The organism is Actinopolyspora mzabensis, assembly GCF_900101095.1.
Taxonomy (GTDB): domain Bacteria; phylum Actinomycetota; class Actinomycetes; order Mycobacteriales; family Pseudonocardiaceae; genus Actinopolyspora; species Actinopolyspora mzabensis.
In genome coordinates, this window is record NZ_FNFM01000010.1 from 140,024 (window position 1) to 156,600 (window position 16,577).

The 16,577-nt window shown below is 67.1% G+C and carries 14 protein-coding genes, 1 tRNA gene and 1 pseudogene; 12 read left to right on the forward strand and 4 right to left on the reverse strand.

Going from position 1 to position 16,577, the window contains the following annotated elements; translation table 11 throughout:
- The first annotated feature begins 31 nt into the window (after positions 1–31).
- The 6 genes from BLR41_RS17385 to BLR41_RS17410 are packed head-to-tail and all read left to right on the forward strand — an operon-like array spanning position 32 to position 4,736.
- The gene (locus BLR41_RS17385; protein WP_092629987.1) at positions 32–334 is read left to right on the forward strand and encodes an urease subunit gamma; all 303 of its coding nucleotides are present in this window, start codon (positions 32–34) and stop codon (positions 332–334) included.
- A gap of 28 nt (positions 335–362) precedes the next feature.
- On the forward strand, positions 363–785 hold the full coding sequence (locus BLR41_RS17390) for an urease subunit beta (protein ID WP_092629990.1): 423 nt from the start codon (positions 363–365) through the stop codon (positions 783–785).
- The gene (locus tag BLR41_RS17395; RefSeq protein WP_092629993.1) at positions 778–2,517 is read left to right on the forward strand and encodes an urease subunit alpha; all 1,740 of its coding nucleotides are present in this window, start codon (positions 778–780) and stop codon (positions 2,515–2,517) included. The genes BLR41_RS17390 and BLR41_RS17395 overlap by 8 nt, the downstream gene beginning before the upstream one ends.
- Positions 2,518–2,528: 11 nt before the next feature.
- Positions 2,529–3,227, forward strand: a complete 699-nt coding sequence (locus BLR41_RS17400; RefSeq protein ID WP_092630369.1) for an urease accessory protein UreF — start codon at positions 2,529–2,531, stop codon at positions 3,225–3,227.
- A complete protein-coding gene (gene ureG, locus BLR41_RS17405; protein ID WP_092629996.1) occupies positions 3,217–3,972 on the forward strand; it encodes an urease accessory protein UreG in 756 nt (251 codons plus the stop codon). The genes BLR41_RS17400 and ureG overlap by 11 nt, the downstream gene beginning before the upstream one ends.
- Positions 3,969–4,736: an urease accessory protein UreD gene (locus BLR41_RS17410; RefSeq protein ID WP_092629999.1), complete on the forward strand. Its 768-nt coding sequence runs from the start codon at positions 3,969–3,971 to the stop codon at positions 4,734–4,736. The genes ureG and BLR41_RS17410 overlap by 4 nt, the downstream gene beginning before the upstream one ends.
- 21 nt (positions 4,737–4,757) lie before the next feature.
- On the opposite strand, the gene BLR41_RS17415 is transcribed toward BLR41_RS17410, so the two are convergent.
- A complete protein-coding gene (locus BLR41_RS17415) occupies positions 4,758–5,351 on the reverse strand; it encodes a DUF1707 SHOCT-like domain-containing protein (RefSeq protein WP_176798038.1) in 594 nt (197 codons plus the stop codon).
- A 512-nt stretch (positions 5,352–5,863) separates the two neighbouring features.
- Between BLR41_RS17415 and BLR41_RS17420 the strand changes: the two genes are divergently transcribed.
- The gene (locus BLR41_RS17420; protein WP_092630371.1) at positions 5,864–7,957 is read left to right on the forward strand and encodes a putative bifunctional diguanylate cyclase/phosphodiesterase; all 2,094 of its coding nucleotides are present in this window, start codon (positions 5,864–5,866) and stop codon (positions 7,955–7,957) included.
- Positions 7,958–8,176: 219 nt separating this feature from the next.
- On the opposite strand, the gene BLR41_RS17425 is transcribed toward BLR41_RS17420, so the two are convergent.
- Positions 8,177–9,091: an esterase/lipase family protein gene (locus BLR41_RS17425; RefSeq protein ID WP_092630005.1), complete on the reverse strand. Its 915-nt coding sequence runs from the start codon at positions 9,089–9,091 to the stop codon at positions 8,177–8,179.
- A 622-nt stretch (positions 9,092–9,713) separates the two neighbouring features.
- Here BLR41_RS17425 and BLR41_RS17435 point away from each other — a divergent pair.
- Together BLR41_RS17435 and BLR41_RS17440 are read left to right on the forward strand one after the other, a co-directional pair.
- Complete coding sequence (locus BLR41_RS17435; protein WP_092630011.1) at positions 9,714–11,255, forward strand: MFS transporter; 1,542 nt, start codon at positions 9,714–9,716, stop codon at positions 11,253–11,255.
- Positions 11,246–12,271, forward strand: coding sequence for an alpha/beta hydrolase (locus BLR41_RS17440; RefSeq protein ID WP_218120214.1), 1,026 nt, complete (start codon positions 11,246–11,248; stop codon positions 12,269–12,271). The genes BLR41_RS17435 and BLR41_RS17440 overlap by 10 nt, the downstream gene beginning before the upstream one ends.
- 207 nt (positions 12,272–12,478) lie before the next feature.
- Here BLR41_RS17440 and BLR41_RS23885 read toward each other — a convergent pair.
- Positions 12,479–12,838, reverse strand: a pseudogene (locus BLR41_RS23885) (ABC transporter ATP-binding protein); the annotation flags it as partial.
- Positions 12,839–12,881: 43 nt separating this feature from the next.
- On the opposite strand from BLR41_RS23885, the gene BLR41_RS17450 reads away from it, so the two are divergent.
- Together BLR41_RS17450 and BLR41_RS17455 are read left to right on the forward strand one after the other, a co-directional pair.
- Positions 12,882–13,406 (forward strand): TetR/AcrR family transcriptional regulator, encoded by a 525-nt coding sequence (locus tag BLR41_RS17450; protein WP_218120216.1) that lies wholly within the window; start codon positions 12,882–12,884, stop codon positions 13,404–13,406.
- 359 nt (positions 13,407–13,765) lie between these two features.
- A complete protein-coding gene (locus BLR41_RS17455) occupies positions 13,766–14,317 on the forward strand; it encodes a nucleotidyltransferase family protein (RefSeq protein WP_092630014.1) in 552 nt (183 codons plus the stop codon).
- Between the two features lie 783 nt (positions 14,318–15,100).
- On the opposite strand, the gene BLR41_RS17465 is transcribed toward BLR41_RS17455, so the two are convergent.
- Positions 15,101–15,173 (reverse strand) — tRNA-Arg (locus BLR41_RS17465).
- Between the two features lie 419 nt (positions 15,174–15,592).
- Here BLR41_RS17465 and BLR41_RS17475 point away from each other — a divergent pair.
- On the forward strand, positions 15,593–16,513 hold the full coding sequence (locus BLR41_RS17475) for a cation diffusion facilitator family transporter (protein WP_092630023.1): 921 nt from the start codon (positions 15,593–15,595) through the stop codon (positions 16,511–16,513).
- Positions 16,514–16,577: the final 64 nt, after the last annotated feature.

The window sequence follows — 16,577 nt, forward strand, 5'->3', positions numbered from 1 at the left end:
GGGAAGTCATTCGCAATGCTAAAAACGTGCCATGCACCTGGCACCGCAGGAACGCGACAAGCTGCTCGTCCACGTCGCGGCCCAGCTCGCCCGCAGCAGGCTGGAACGCGGGCTGCGGATGAACCATCCCGAGGCGATCGCGCTTATCACCGACCACGTGGTCGAGGGCGCGCGCGAGGGACGCGGCGTCTCCGAGCTGATGTCCAGCGGCCGACACGTGTTGACCAGGGAACAGGTCATGGCGGGTGTGGCCGAGATGATCGACGACGTTCAGGTGGAGGCCACCTTCCCGGACGGGACCAAGCTCGTCACCGTGCACTCGCCGATCCAGTAGGACACTCATCGATCCAGCAGGAGTCCGTGTGTATCCCGGAGAGATCATTCCCGCGGCCGAGCCCGTGCCGCTCAACCCGGGACGGCCCAGGGTGCGGCTGACCGTGCGCAACCTCGCCGACCGTCCGGTGCAGGTCGGCTCGCACTACCACTTCGCCGTGGCCAACCCGGGGCTCGATTTCGACCGAGACGCGGCGTGGGGGCAGCGGCTGGACATAGCCGCGGGAACGGCGGTGCGTTTCGAACCGGGTATCGAACGCGAGGTCGAGTTGGTTCCGATCGGTGGTGCGCGCACCGTGCCGGGGCTTCGTACCGAGTTCGCGGGCTCCCTCGACTCCGCGTCTTTCGATGCCGCCCGTCTCGATCCCATCCGTCTCGATCCCGGCCGTTTCCGGGACGGCGGCTCCGAGCCCGAGGATCCGGAACGATCCGGAAAGGACCCGCATGACTGACCACAGCGATCCCAAGGAGATCGACCGGGAGCGCTACCTGGAACTGTTCGGGCCCACCACCGGTGACCGGATCCGGCTCGCCGACACCGACCTGCTCGTGGAGGTCACCGAGGACTTGGCCACCGGTCCGCACGGATCCGGTGAGGAGGCCGTGTTCGGCGGTGGCAAGGTCGTGCGCGAGTCCATGGGGCAGTCGACCGCCACCAGGGCCGAAGGGGCACCGGACCTGGTCATCACCGGAGCGGTGATCCTCGACCACTGGGGTGTGGTCAAAGCCGACGTGGCCGTGCGTGACGGGCGGATCGTCGGTGTCGGCAAGGCGGGAAACCCGGACACCACCGACGGGGTCGATCCCGCGATGGTGATCGGCCCGGCGACCGAGATCGTCGCGGGCAACGGCAGGATTCTCACCGCCGGGGCCATCGACTGCCACGTGCACTTCATCTGCCCGCAGGAGATCGAGGCCGCGCTGGCTTCCGGCGTCACCACCCTCATCGGAGGTGGCACCGGCCCGGCCGAGGGGTCCAAGGCCACCACGGTCACGCCCGGCGAGTGGAACCTCTCCCGAATGCTGCTCGCGCTGGAGACCGCGCCGGTGAACACCCTGCTGCTGGGCAAGGGGAACACGGCGAGCCAGGAGGCGCTGACCGAGCAGTTGCGTGGCGGTGCCGGAGGGCTCAAGCTGCACGAGGACTGGGGCGCGACTCCCTCGGCCATCGACGCCGCGCTGCGCGCCGCCGACCGCAGTGGTGTCCAGGTCGCGATCCACACCGACACGCTCAACGAGGCGGGCTTCCTGGAGTCCACTCTGGGGGCCGTTGCGGGCAGGTCGATCAACGCCTACCACGCGGAGGGAGCCGGCGGCGGGCACGCGCCGGACATCATCAAGGTTGCGGGCCGTTCCCACGTGCTGCCCTCCTCGACCAATCCGACCAGGCCGCACACGGTCAACACCATCGACGAGCACCTGGACATGTTGATGGTCTGTCACCACCTGAACCCCTCGGTCCCGGAGGACCTGGCCTTCGCGGAGAGCCGCATCCGCCCGACCACCATCGCGGCCGAGGACGTGCTGCACGACCTCGGCGCGATCTCCATGATCGGTTCGGACGCGCAGGCCATGGGCCGGATCGGCGAGGTGGTCACCCGCACCTGGCAGACGGCGCACGTCATGAAACGCGGCAGGGGAGCGCTGCCGGGCGACGACGCCGCGGACAACCGCCGCGCCCGCCGCTACATCGCCAAGTACACCGTCAACCCGGCGATCGCGCACGGCATCGACGGCTCCGTCGGATCCGTCGAGGTGGGCAAGCTCGCCGACGTCGTGCTGTGGGAGCCGAAGTTCTTCGGAGTCCGACCGCACGCGGTGTTCAAGAGTGGATTCGCGGTGCGGGCCGCGATGGGCGACGCCAACGCCTCCATCCCAACACCGCAGCCGGTGTTGTCCCGCCCGATGTTCGGTGCCGAACCGCGCGCGGCGGCAGCGGGATCGGTGTCATTCGTGGCCCCCGAGACGCTCGGGACGGGGCTGGCGGAACGGTTGGAGCTGCGTCGAGAGCTCGTCGGGACCTCCGACACGCGTGCCGTGACGAAGCGGGACATGCGGCACAACGAGGCCACCCCGGAGGTGCGGGTCGATCCGGACAGCTTCGCGGTGCGGGTGGACGGTGAACTCGTCGAGCCCCAGCCGGTGTCCGAGGTTCCCATGGCGCAGCGCTACTTCCTGTTCTGATGACACCCGCGATGTCCACAGTTTCACTCGCGACGCTCGCGCTCGCCGACTCACGGTTCCCGGGCGGTGGTCACGCGCACTCCGGTGGACTGGAGGAGGCGGTGCACCGCGGCACCGTGTCCGGGTCGGAGCAATTGGCCGAGTTCCTCCACGGCAGGTTGCACGGCGCCGGTGCGCAGGCGGCGGTCTTCGCCGCTGCCGCCGCGCACGCCGCCGCCAGGGGAGTGCCTCCGGACCACTGGTCGCTGTTGGACGCCGAACTCGACGCGAGGACACCGGCGCCCGCCCAGCGCGCGGCGAGCCGTGCGCAGGGGCGCGGCACGCTTCGCGCGGGTCGGAGTGCGCTGCCCTCGCGGGCCCTCGACGAGCTGCACGCCACCACGGGCAGTCCGCATCATCCGGTCGTGGTCGGTGTGCTGCTGGGGGCGGGCGCGGACCGCTCACCGGCCGATACCGCTGCCGCGATGGCCTACCTGTCGATCAGCGGTCCGGCGTCCGCCGCGGTTCGGCTGCTGGGGCTTGATCCGTTCGAGGCCAACGCGGCGGTCACCGCGCTGCGTGCCGAAACCGAGCGCATCGCGGCTGAAGCGGCCCGAACGGCGGGTCATCGGCCCGGGAGCCTGCCCGCTACGAGCTCTCCGGCACTCGATCTGCTCGCCGAACAACACCAACGCCATCACCGGGAAGAGGGACGGCTCTTTGCAAGCTGAACACCAGCACCAAGGACACGGACAGCACGTACACGGCCAGTACGGCCACCGGCATCCGGTCGATTTCGACCCGACCTCGGCGGGGCCCGATCCGTTCGCGCCCGCGGCCTCGGGCAGCAGGCCGGTGCGGATCGGCATCGGAGGTCCGGTCGGCAGCGGCAAGACCGCGTTGACCGCGGCGCTGTGCCGCACCCTCGGGGCCGAACTCGAACTCGCGGTGGTCACCAACGACATCTACACCACCGAGGACGCGGACTTCCTGCGGCAGGCGGGAGTGCTGGATCCCGGTCGGGTCGAGGCGGTGCAGACCGGTGCCTGCCCGCACACCGCCATCAGGGACGACATCACCGCGAACCTGGACGCGGTGGAGCGGCTGCAACAACGTTACGCCTCGCTGGATCTCGTGCTCGTCGAGAGCGGCGGCGACAACCTCACCGCGGTGTTCAGCCGCGGGCTGGCGGACGTGCAGGTCTTCGTGGTCGACGTGGCAGGCGGCGACAAGGTCCCCCGCAAGGGCGGGCCGGGCGTGACCACGGCTGACCTGCTGGTCGTCAACAAGGTGGATCTGGCCGAGCGGGTCGGTGCGGACATGGCGGTCATGCTCGCCGACGCCCACCGGATGCGTGGTGAGCTGGCCGTGCTCGCGCAGTCGCTGACCGACGATCCGGCCGCCTCGGCGGCTGCCGACTGGGTGAGGCGGCAGGTCGCGGAGCACCGTGCCGCCGTGGGGCCGAGCGCGGAATGAAGTCGACCGCTTCGTTGACCGTCGAGCTCGACGGTGCGGGCAACTCGGTGGTGCGGCGGTTGCGCTCCATGGCACCGCTGACCCTGGTGCCGCGCCGTCGTGGCAGCTCCGCGACGGGAGGCGCGGTCGTGCACCTGGTGGGTTCGGCCACCTCGCCGTTGGGCGGGGACGACCTCTCGCTGCGGGTCCGGGTCGGTGCCGGTGCCCGTCTGCTGCTGCGCGGAATCGCGGCTTCGCTGGCCCTGCCGGGGCACGGTCCCGGCGGCAGCCGCGGCTCGATCGACATCGACGTCGAGGACGGCGGCACGGTCGAGTATCTGCCCGAGCCCACGGTCGTGACCTCCCGGGCCGAACACCGTGCCGAGCTCTCGGTGCGACTGGCCGACTCGGCGCGCGCGTGCTTCCGGGAGACGCTGGTACTGGGGCGCTCCGGGGAGGAGCCGGGCGGACTGGTGAGCAGTACGAGCCTGGAGCGCGGGGGCATACCACTGCTGCGCCACACCTTCGAGCCCGGGCGGCAGCGGTTGCGTGCCAGTCACACCCACCTCGGAGGCGCCAGGGTGCTGGCCAACGAGGTCGTGGTCTGGGACCGGGACCCCGAGCCGCGTTCGGAGGCGGACTGGGCGCTGCAGCCGTTGGCGGGTGGGGGATCGCTGACCACTGTGCTCACCGCCGACACGGTGACGGCTCGGCGGCGGTTGGCAGAGGCCCGCGCCGTGCATCCCTCGGGTGGTGAACTCACCCCGGTCGAGCCCGCGGAGTGAGCGGAACCGTTGACCGGTTGGTCAGTCGTCCCGTTCGCCGGGCTCCTCGCTGTGGATGTACACGCCGCCCCAGAACGCGAAACCCGTCAACAGTACTTTGACCCCGCTCCGCGAGGTGGCGCCGCGCACCTCTCGCTCCACACCGCCCATGATCGCGGCGCACCGGTCCTCGATCCTGGTGCCCGGGGGCACGATGACCTCGATTCCGCCCATGATCGCGTAGCAGCGGATCTCGACCTCGTCCGCGTCGAGGTAGGCCTCCCGGAGGTCGATCTTGCCGCCACCCCAGAAGGCGAACGTGGCGAAACGCGGCGGCACGCGCCAAGGGCCGACGCGCTCGGCGTAGCTCATGATCCCCATCGCCGTCCTGCCCGGAGTCGATTCCGAGGTCGAGCCACGGGACGGGCCGGTCCGCACCGCGTTGCCGTTCTCGTCGGGCAGATCACTGATCAGCGGTGCCAGCTCGCTGTAGGTGCGCGCGCGGTACGCTTCGGCGACCCGCTCGTCGAACTCGTTCAGCGTCAACCGACCTTCCTGCTGTGCCCGTCGCAGCAGGGTCGCGATCTGTTCCCTGTCCTCGTCCGAGGCACGCAAGTCGGGCGATTCGCTCGGCATGGCACAGATCATACGTCCGACGGCCGTTTCCGGATGTTCCTGGCGGGGGTTGCGGCTCCGGGGTGCTGCTGGCCGTACCATCAATGCGAAATTTATTTTGATTTGGATGGCGGTAGCCGCCCGCTTGGAGTGTTCGTCACGCCGGCTCCCATACCGCGACGGCAGGGTCTCGCCCGCACGGCGGTCGGCTACGAGAACGAGCACACCGCGTTCCGGAACGAATCCGGCGAGCCGTTATCCGGCCACTTCCCGCATCTCCTGTTCGACCGGACCTCCACTGGGCCGATGTAGGACAGGTTGACTGCCGGGTGGCTGAAGTGAGCATTTTTCGTTTCTTGCGGTGCCGTGCGCACAACCTGGAGGGGGCGGACACTCGGGGTGGGCCTCACGGCCGGGACGTCGTTCGAGGAACTTCCGAAGCTCGCTCCGCGGGGTGAGCTCCAAGCCGGTTGGGGCTACCGGCGACGGCCCGGGGCGTGCGGGTCATGGTGTCCCGGCGGCCGGAGCTGGTGATGAGCGGAGTGGAGAACGGACCCGGTATCGGGGCCGATGCGGAGGAACTGATCGGCAGGTTCGGCGCGTCGCTGTGGGAGTACGCCGTCTACACCCTCGACCCGCTCGGGGTGGTGTCGACCTGGAACCACGGTGCGGAACGAATCACCGGTGCCTCGGCCGAGGAAGTGATCGGACGAAACATCTCGGTGTTCTACACCGCCGAGCAGCTCGCCGCGGGCCAACCGGAGGAACTGCTCGAACAGGCAGCCAGGTTCGGCAGCCACACCGACGAGGGTTGGCGGGTGCGCAAGGACGGCACCAGGTTCTGGGCGCACGTCACCACCATCGCGCTGTGGTCCAGTGACGGAACGCTGCGGGGTTTCGCACGCGTCACCAGGGACGACACCGAGTTGCACTCCCGGCTGGAGCGTTCGCTGCGTCAGTTCCGCGACTTGTTCGGACTCACACCGGTCGGTATCGGCGTGTTCGACCGGTACGGCTACGTGCTCGACTCCAACCCGGCGCTGCGCGAACTGCTCGGATACCGCGAGCACGAGATGAGCGGCGCCCACATCGCCAACATGGTCCACCCGGACGAACCGGGCAGGGAATCGTTGCGCTTGGCGTTCCGTTCCGGGAAGCCGCCGAACGAGGACTTCACCCAGGAGTGGTCCATGATCCGTGCCGACGGTCGAAGGGTGATCTGCGAACTGCACATCGCGAAGTCTGTTCGCGCGAGCGGGGAGTCGTTCTGGCTGGCGGTGTTCCAGGATGTCACCGAACGCCACCGGCGCGCGGAGGAATGGCGCTACTGGGCGACGCACGACAGCCTGACCGGACTTCCGAACCGAGCTGCGGTCAACGAGCTGCTCAGCGGGACCGACACGCGGGGTTTCGCGATGCTGTACTGCGACATCATCAACTTCCGACGGATCAACGAATCACTCGGGTTGCGGGCGGGGGACGAGCTGCTCATCGAACTGGCCAAGCGGATGCGCAGTGACTTGCCAAGAGAGTGGTTGGCCGCTCGGATGGCAGCTGATGAGTACCTGATCGTGTGCCCCGAGCCCGCGGCGGCGGGGGGAATCGAAATGATCGCCGACACTGTCGGCGAGCTGTTCCACCGGCCCGTGTACCTGCGCGGACACCCGCCGATCCGGGTCTCCGCCTCCATCGGCATAGCGGTGGGCGAGGAGACCACCTCCACCGCCGACGAGCTGCTGCGTTCTGCAGGCGCGGCCGTCATGGAAGCCAAGGCGAGCGAGCGCAGGCGGATCTCGGTCGCCGGGCCGGAGACCATCTCGGAGATGGAGCGCAAAGTGGAGCTCGAGAGCGAGCTGCGCACCGCGATCGAGTCCGACGAGCTGACACTGTTCTACCAGCCGATAGTCCGCGCGAGCGGCGCGATCCTCGCCGCCGAGGCACTCGTTCGCTGGCGTCATCCCCGGCGGGGGCTGCTCAGCCCCGACACGTTCCTGCCGGTGGCCGAAAGCGCCGATTTGCTCGGGGAACTCGACAGGTGCGTACTGCGCACGGCCATGCGTGACGCCGCCGAATGGCCCGTCAAACCCGACGGGCATCGGGCCGCGGTCTCGGTCAACCTCGCCGAACTGTCGCCCGGCGATCCGGATTTCGTGGCCACGCTGGACACGATTGAGAACCGGACCGGGTTCGACAGACGGGACGTGGTCATGGAACTGCTGGAAACCTCGTTGGTCAATGTCTCCGGGCGGGGGAGAAGGACCATGCGCGAACTGACCGAGCAGGGATTGCGGTTCGCCGTGGACGATTTCGGCACCGGCTACTCCTCACTTGCGCGGCTGCGCGAACTTCCCATCGACGTCATCAAGATCGACCGGGATTTCGTCGCCGATGTCGCCAACACCCGTGCCGACCTCATGGTCGTCAAGGCCATCGCCGATCTGGCCAAGGCGATCGGATGCACCTGCACCGCGGAGGGAGTGGAAACGTTCGAGCAGTTCGAACTGCTGCGTGACGTCGGTGTGCACACTTTCCAGGGGTGGTTGTTCGCGCCGGCGATGCCCTTGACGGAACTCAAGGCGCTACTGGCGGCGGGCCCGCTCGAACAGCGGACCGGCGAGAACGCGTGAGCGGGAACCCGCTCACCGGAGTTCCCGCCCCCGCCCTACCTGAGCGATGTCGGGGCCTCCCAGCAGCGAGAGCCCCGATTCCGGGGCGACGAGTCGATTTCTCGCGAAATCGCCGCGCCGCCCCCGGCTACTCAAGAGCCGGCCCCACGCCGTAAGGCACCGACTCACCTGCCGGTCAACGGACCAACTACCCGAAGCTCGCGCTGCGGGATTCCCACATCAGCAGCCGGGGCGCTGCGCGTCGGCCGGATCCAGGGCGTTGAACACCAGCTGCTGCGCCGTCCCGTTGTAGGAGATACCGATGTGTTCGGTCAGGTCGACGGCACAGTAGTCCTGCAACGTCAGGTTCGTCACGTTGGGACCCGCTGCCAGGAAGGCGGAGGTGTAGGGCGTGACCACCTCGTCGTACCTGGTGGCGATGTTGGTGTAGTCCACTCCCGGTACGGTTTCACCGTCCGAGTTCAGCTCCGTGATGAAGTCGGATCCCGCCAGTTGCTGCGTGCACGAGGCGCACGGGGGCTGCCCTTCGGGCAGGAAACCGGCCAGATGGCTGAGCCCGTACAGGGTGGTGCCGTGGTTGGAGGGGACGAGGGCGACGAGCGAATCCACAACGGACGCACCGCCCAGATTCCCGATGTAGTACCTGGGCATCATCCCGCCCTGGGAATGGCCCACGATGTCCACCTTCTCGGCCCCGGTGGCGGCGAGTACCCGGTCGACGAACCCGCTCAGCTCCCTTGCGGAGCTGGTGATCTCGCCGGTTCCCTTGATCGCGCTGTTCGCGCCGCCGCCGTAGTTCAGCGAGAACACGCAGTAGCCGCGTTCGGCCAGCTCCGGCGACAGCTCCGCCCAGTTGTCGTACCGATTCTCGAAGGTCCCGTGCACCAGCACCACCGGATTCGGGTGCTCGTTCCCCGGTTCGCACGAGAAATCGTTCGATCCGGCGGGTACGGCGTTCGGGTGATACTTCGAGTACGCGAACGCGCTCAGGAAGTCGTCCTGGCGCGGGCCGGTTTCCCCCGCGGTGGTCTCGGCACTGGAAACACCCGTCACCCCGATCCCGGTGACAGTGGCCAGTGCCAGGGCACCCGCGCCTGCCACCAGACCGCGCAGTAGTCGCGCCGCTCGGTTCATCCTGGCTCCTCTCGGATTCCCGGCCGTCCGAAGCGCACTGGGCGAGACCGCGTTCGCGCGCAGCGACCGAGGATTTTCAGGTCGCCGTTTTCACCCCGAACCCGAAACCGAAACCCGGTTTTCCTCGTGGGACTACGCGGAGTCATTGGATTCGTGAAACGGCGAATTCAGCATCCGAGTACGACGGGAAAATTTTCAATGCTCCAAACGAGTGAAAAGTGACCAATGGAGCCGGATCGCTCGTTTCTCCGTCATTTCGCGGACAACTCCGGATTCCGGTTATGGCAACCCCGTGCCAACGGCGCCGTTTCGCGCATCGGGGTGAGTCCGTTGCGGACCCTGTTTGTCACCGGGATTATGGATCGTTGCCCGCACCGCGGTTTCCGGTTGTGCGGAGATCCCCTGGCCAGTAGCTTTCCGCCACGGAACTCGGTGAGCCGAGGAGCGGATTGTTCGGGAGTCGAGTGTGGACCTTACGGGTCGATTCGGATTCCGTCCCGCTTCGGTGTACCGGCCACGAGTACTCCGTCACCGGGAAGGGTGTCTCCCGCGAGATCCCGTTCACGAGTTCGACCACCCGGAGGTGTCGACATCCGATGACGAGCCCCGATCAGCTGAGCCCATGACAGCGCTCCCCAGTGATACAGCCCACATCGAGACGAGCCCGGGACGGTCTCCCCTGCTGGTGCTGACCGTGGTGGCGTTCGTCGGCTTCGTCACGGCGCTGGACAACACGATCGTCGCCGCCGCCGCGCCCTCCGTGGCACGTGACCTGGGAATCGGCCTCGCGACGCTGCAGTGGGTCAGCATCGCCTACATGCTGCCCTATGCCGGGTTGGTGCTGCTCGCGGGAACCGTGCTCGACCGACTCGGGGATCGTGCGCTGCTGGCGGGTCTCGGTGTGTTCGCGGCCGGAGCCGTGGTCTGCGGCGCGGCGGGCAGCGCCGTCCCGTTGCTGCTGGGGCGGACCTGCCAGGGCGTCGCCGCCGCTTTCATCGTGCCGGGAACCCTGCGACTGCTGCGCACCGAACTCCCGGAACGACTACGAGCCACCGCCGCCGCCACCTGGACCGCGGCCCTGGCCGCGGCGCTGGCGCTCGGCCCCTGGCTGGGGGGTGTGGTTTCGCAGTACCTGCACTGGAGCTGGATCTTCTACGGCAACCTGCCCTTCGTGCTTCCCGCCGTGGTGTTGGTCTCGCTCGGCACTTCACAACGTGACCGGCGAAGCGCCGCCAAGGTGCGGCTGTCCGCCGCGCTGGCGGTGACCAGCGGACTGGTGCTGCTGACATCGGCACTGGTGACAGCTTCGGAGGCCGGCGCGGGCCCATCGTGGTCGGTGCCGCTGCTGGGAGTGCTCGGCGCGCTGCTCCTGGCGGGCTTCGTGCTCGGTGAGCGCTGTGCGAGCGCGCCCCTGGTGCCGCCGCGGCTGTTGCGCGGGCGAGTGTTCCCGGGAGCCAACGTGCTGTTGCTGCTGTGGGGGCTGGGCATCAGTGGGGTGGTCTTCTTCACCCCGCTGGTGCACCAGAGCTATCTCGGCCTGGACCCCGGTACGGCGGGTCTCCCGCTGGTGGTGGTCGCGTTCGGGGTGACCGCCGCGACACCGCTGGTGGGGCCGGCGGCGCGCGCGTTCGGCACACATCGGGTGGTCGCCTGCGGGCTCGGTGTGGTCGCGCTGGGCCTGTTCGGACTCGCCGCGGTCAACACCCTCGCTGCGATACTCCCGCGCGTCCCGGCGCTGTTGCTGATCGGCGCGGGATCGGCCTTCACCGCCCCGATCACCTCCCACGCGTTGGACCACAGCGACCAGGACGACGCGGGGACCGCTTCCGGGGTGCTCACCGCGTCCCGGGAACTGTCCAGCGCTTTCGGGGTTGCGGTTGTCGGCCTGGTCGTTTCCACCGTGCTGCGGCACCGCATCGCTACCGGCAGTGCGGAACCGGCCGCGCTGGCAGCGGGCTACACGCACGGAGTTCTGCTCGCGGCCCTGCTGCAGGTGATCGCGGCGGTACTGGCCTGGTCACTGCTGCGACCCGTTTCCACCGACCCCCGCTCCAGGGGTGCGACCGACGAGTCGAGTGAAGAATTCGAGGCGATGAGCTCTTGTCGATACGAAGAACCTTGCGCGGTGCCGGACGCGCACTCGCGGTGTCGCTCGTGCTGGTGATCTCACAGTTGCCCGTTGCCACCGTTCCCGGAGTGGCGGCAGGCTCCGACGGTCCCGAGGGGCCAGATGCCGAGCTTTTCGCCGCCGAGCTGCCGTCCTGGGTGGCCGAGGATGCCGGCGCGCGCGGCGAGCCAGCCGACAACGGTGCGCGGATCGTCTCGCGCAACTGGGTGGGGCAACGGGCGCTGGATCTCGGGATCAGGTCCCCCTCGCTGGCGGACGTCGGGATGGTGCGGGTGCTGTTGCCCCCCGGCTGGCGTGCGCAGCCCTCGAAGGAATGGCCGGTGCTCTACCTGCTGCACGGCTGCTGTGAGCCCGCCGACTACCGCTCGTGGACCGAGTTCACCGATGTTCGCCGGTTCGTCGCCGACGAACCCGTCATGGTGGTCATGCCCAGTGACGGCTCCGCGGGGATGTACAGCCAGTGGCGCAACTTCGGAGTGGCCACCGTCCCGGACTGGGAGACCTTTCACCTCACCGAGGTGCGGCAGATCCTCGAACGCAACTACAACGCGGGGACCCGCAGAGCGGTCGCGGGTATCTCCATCGGCGGGTTCGGGGCGATGCACTACGCCTTCCGGCATCCGGACATGTTCCGGGCGGCGGCCTCCTACAGCGGCATGCTCCACACCACCGGCCCGTTCGTGCCCGAGATCGTCAAGGGAATCCTCATCCGCGAGGGGTACTACGACTGGAGAGCGCTCTGGGGAGACGATCGGGCGAACCGGGAGCTGTGGCGCGCCCACAACCCTTACAACAACGTCGGCGCGCTGCGCGGCACCGATCTCTACGTGTCCGGTGGTAACGGCATCGCTGGACCGTTGGACCCGAAGCCGAAGCTCGACGTCCTCGAATCCTCGGCGCTGTACACCTCGAAGTTCTTCGTGCGCAAGCTGCGGGCCAACGGCATTCCCGTGACCACGGACTTCTACGGCCGGGGAACCCACAGCTGGCCGTACTGGGAACGCGCACTGCACCGTTCCTGGCCGATGCTCACGGCGGATCTCTACCGGTGACCGGGAATCTCTCTACCGGTGACCGGAAAACGTGCCCCGCGCGAGGCCGCGGGGCACGCGCCCGGCGATTTCGCGAGAAATTGACGAAGGTTGTGTTGCCTGTGTGGCCAGCTCGGCGAAACCTTTCGATGAGGGTAGGCACCAGCGGATGTCGTGACGATGGTGTGTAAGCGAGTCCAGCAGTTGTCCACTTCGCTTCGGGACAACGTAGGGTTCGTCTCCCTTGTAGGTGGTGAGTATCTCGTGCACCGAACCATGCATTCGGATCCGGCCTTCGTCCATCCAGATCGCCGTGGTGCACAACTCCAGCAGGAGTTCGTCGGAGTGCGAGGCGAACACCAGCATTCCCGATCGATTGACCAGATCCACCAGCCGCCGCCGCGCTTTGGCCATGAAAGCGGCGTCGACGGCGCCCAAGCCTTCGTCGAGGATCAGGATCTCCGGGGCGATAGTGGTGATCACGCCGAGTGCCAGACGAACCCGCATGCCCGCTGAGTACGTCCGCAGCGGCATGTGCAGGAAGTCGCCGAGCTCGGTGAACTCCGCGATGTCGTCGGTTCGTTCTTCCGCCCCCCCGCAGCAGGCCCGCAGTCGGGCATCCCCGCAGAAGGTGCTGATCTCCGCCGAGCACGTACTGAGCAACGGTGGTCTCGACGAGTTCACGGTCGCAGCGGTCGCCGAGCACGCAGGCGTATCGGTGGGAGCGATCTACCGTCGTTTCACCGGCAAAGAACAGCTTCTCAAAGCTGTAAAGGACCACCTGGTCGAACAGCTGGAGATCGAAGTCGCCGAAGCGCTCAGCGAGGCTCCTGCTGGGCTACGCGGTATTATCGGCGCCTTCACTCATGCGGTGGCGCGCACCTTCTCCGCACGCACCGGAGCTTTCCCCGAACTGCTCAGTGGACAATCGGTGAAAGCGTGGAGCGCGGGCTCCAAGCGCCCGATACGATTCAGCGTGCACTTCTCGAGTCCACTGAGCTCCATCTGGACGACCTCGCACAGTCCGACCCGCGGTTCGCGGCACGGTTCGCAGCTCGCAGCATCATCAGCTCTTGTGTACACCGGGCAGCCAGCTGCCGATCATGGCCGAACGCTCTGTCCTGGTCGAACTGGGCGGATGAAACTACTGAGATGATCATCGCCTACCCGACCTCTCGCAGGTTGTAGAACACCCCGGGTCAGCTACCGCTCGAACGGTAGCCGCAGCACCTCCGGACGTCGTTCCGATCGAGTTATTCCTCTCGATCTTCGAGGCGATTGAGCTGGTGACCGTGTTTGTCGCGCACGATGGTCGTCGTCTATTGCCGTCGCTGCTCGGTGGCGCGTGCCTCGGATGTAGCACAGAGACGTAGATCATCCAGAGGATGGCATCTGCCACGACTGTCCAGGTCGATGAAGTTCGTTCGCCTTGGTTTCACCGCATGTCCACCAAGGATCCGGCTGTCGGTCGGGTGGGATGTCACATGGATCAACCGGACTAATAGGTTACGGTGAGTGCAAAGAAATATCACGTACGTGCTCACTGGCGAGCTTCCTTCGAAGAACCAGCTGAAGGTGGTCGGCGATCGCGTCCGGAAGCGGGTGACTGCCCCGCAAGAGTTCGAATTGGATGGTGAACAAGCGGAGGCGGATGCGGCACTTATCAATCACTGGCGCTCGTTGCACTCATCGGCTCTTGTCAAGACGAGGAGCGGTCTTGGTCAGATCGTGAGGCGTCTTCAAGGGCGTGATTCGCAGGCTGGTTTGGTCACCCAACGGCTCAAGAGGATCGAGAGCATCGTCGGAAAGCTTGTTCGTGACAAACCCAGGCTGGGGGAGATCGAGGATATAGCTGGTTGCCGAGCAGTGCTTCCGGACTTGAACAAGGTTCGAGACGCCAGCGAGCAACTTGCCAATGCCAGGTCGCTTACGATTTCCAAGCTGCGGGATTACAACAGTCTCCCCACACTGGTGGTTACCGTGCGTTACACCACTGGTGTCGCCGGGACGGGTTCAAAATTGAAGTTCAGCTTCGTACGGAGAACCAACAGGAGTGGGCTGAGCTGATTGAGGCCTGGGACGGTGCGCTGGGGACGGACCTTAAGCATGAGCAAGGACCGGACGTGGTTTTGTCATACTTCCGTGAGCTTGCCAACTACTATTGGTTGCTCGATACCGGTGTGGCACACTCTGATATAGATCCAAATCCGCTACAAACAGCAACAAGGGAACTGCAGGCTTGGGCTCAGTGGGAGGTGCGTGCATGATGCGAAACGACACATGGTTCCTACTGGTCCAGCATCGTCACATAGGCCGTACGGATGTCTATGAGTACGAGGATCCCGAGCGCGCCGCGGAAGACTACAGCAAGACGGAGCAAAGGTTCCTGTCCAGGCTCGGGGGAGCTGATCCCGCTGTTGATGTCCTGCTCGTAGGTGCTGAGAGCTTGGACGTCGTAAAAGAACGCTATCCGAGCTACTTTCTCAAGGACACATCACGCTCTGCCAAACTTCGACAGCTTCTGGCGGCGCTCCCGGTCGCTCCTGCGAGTTAGACGATCCGAACCCGGCCGGAGGTGGGGCTGTTCTCCTGCTTGTCAGCGTGCTCGCTAATGAGCCGCCGGGACCATCTGATCGAGCAGTGCTGTATTCGGCCTGGCGAGGTCTGGTGAACTCCCTGCGGGTCTCCCTGCCGAGCAACTGGGCATCGGAGGGACAGCCGCCGAGTTGGCAGCGTAAGCGGGGTCACCGCTGCCATCCACCACAGCTGGACACGTTCACTTCTCGAACGGCATGGGGAACCAGCGGGGGCGGGGAGTAAGCGCCCGACGATTGGGCGATTGACGAAGGGTGCCCTCGGCAGGACTCGAACCTGCGACACCCGCCTCCGGAGGGCGGTGCTCTATCCGCTGAGCTACGAGGGCTTTGCTGTTGAACTTCCCAAAGCTTAACCCATACCGTGCCGGGGTTCGACGGTGGGGGTGATCGGGCGTTCGTGAGCAGCGTCTCGGCTGTCCGCGCCTCGGCGTCCGTGCCTCGTCGCCGAGTCCGTCCCGTCCGTTCGGCTCGGGTCGGCCGCTCCCACGAGCGTGCTCGCGGCCGCCCGCGGGGCCGTGCTTCGCGGGTCGGGTCCGGGTGTTCCGTTCGTTCGTCGCGGGTGCACCGATCCGGGTGTCCCGTGGTGGTCCTCCCGCATCGGGCGCCCCCGATCGGTTGGCCCGGGCCGGGACCCGCTGGGGCTCCCTTCGTGAGTGATGTCACTCGTGTGGTGCGTGTTTCTTGTTGCGCCGACTTATGCGTATGTCACTATGTGTCCGTCGGAAGCGATTCGGGAGGTGCGGCTGTGGGACACGGTCACGGACACGGCGGAACCGGTGACGCGGTCGCCAGTGCCTCGGGACGTTACGTGCGCAGACTCGCGCTCTCCCTGCTCGTGCTGCTGGCGTTCCTGGTCGTCGAAGTGGTCGTCGGGTTCATGACGTCCTCACTGGCACTGCTCTCCGACGCGGGGCACATGCTCACCGACGTGCTCGGCATCGGAATGGCCCTGGCCGCCATCACCGCCGCGCGTCGGACCTCCGGCTCCAGGAGCACTTTCGGGCTCTACCGGGTGGAGGTGTTGGCGGCCCTGGCCAATGCCGTGCTGCTGTTCGGTGTGGCGGGATACATCCTCTACGAGGCGATCGGGCGCCTGGCGAACCCTCCGGAGGTCCCGGGCCTGCCGATGATGCTCACCGCCGCGGCCGGGCTGGTGGCCAATCTCGTGGTGTTCGCGCTGCTGCGAGGTGGCGCGGACGAGAGCCTCAACGTGCGCGGCGCCTATCTGGAGGTGCTCGCCGACACCGTCGGTTCGGTCGGTGTGCTGCTCGGCGGTGCGCTCACCTGGGCCTTCGGCTGGGGGCTGGCGGATCCGATCGTGGCCGTCGCGGTGGGCCTGTTCGTGCTGCCCCGCACCTACAAGCTGGCACGGCAGGCGCTGCGCATTCTGGTGCAACAGGCACCGGAGGGGCTCGACGTCGAGCGGATGCACGGTGATCTCGTCGACATCGAGCCGGTGACGGAGGTGCACGATCTGCACGTGTGGACCCTGACCTCCGGCATGGAGGTCGCCTCGGCTCACCTCACCACCGTCTCCGAGGCCGACCACTGCGACGTGCTGGCCAGTGCCCAGCGGCTGCTGTCCGAGCGTTACCACATCGAGCACGCGACCCTGCAGATCGAGCCGCACGACCGCACCACCGGCTGTCACTCTCTCAGATGGTGAGATGATGTTCGCCCGGTTCGTTCCGGAACCCACTGTCCCGGCCACCCGCTCGTTAACCAGCGGC

Coding starts and splice junctions, on each gene's coding strand:
- BLR41_RS17385 (WP_092629987.1), top strand. CDS start 32: ATGCACCTGGCACCGCAGGAACGCGACAAGCTGCTCGTCCACGTCGCG.
- BLR41_RS17400 (WP_092630369.1), top strand. CDS start 2,529: ATGTCCACAGTTTCACTCGCGACGCTCGCGCTCGCCGACTCACGGTTC.
- BLR41_RS17410 (WP_092629999.1), top strand. CDS start 3,969: ATGAAGTCGACCGCTTCGTTGACCGTCGAGCTCGACGGTGCGGGCAAC.
- BLR41_RS17420 (WP_092630371.1), top strand. CDS start 5,864: ATGAGCGGAGTGGAGAACGGACCCGGTATCGGGGCCGATGCGGAGGAA.
- BLR41_RS17425 (WP_092630005.1), bottom strand. CDS start 9,091: ATGAACCGAGCGGCGCGACTACTGCGCGGTCTGGTGGCAGGCGCGGGT.
- BLR41_RS17415 (WP_176798038.1), bottom strand. CDS start 5,351: ATGCCGAGCGAATCGCCCGACTTGCGTGCCTCGGACGAGGACAGGGAA.
- BLR41_RS17395 (WP_092629993.1), top strand. CDS start 778: ATGACTGACCACAGCGATCCCAAGGAGATCGACCGGGAGCGCTACCTG.
- BLR41_RS17435 (WP_092630011.1), top strand. CDS start 9,714: ATGACAGCGCTCCCCAGTGATACAGCCCACATCGAGACGAGCCCGGGA.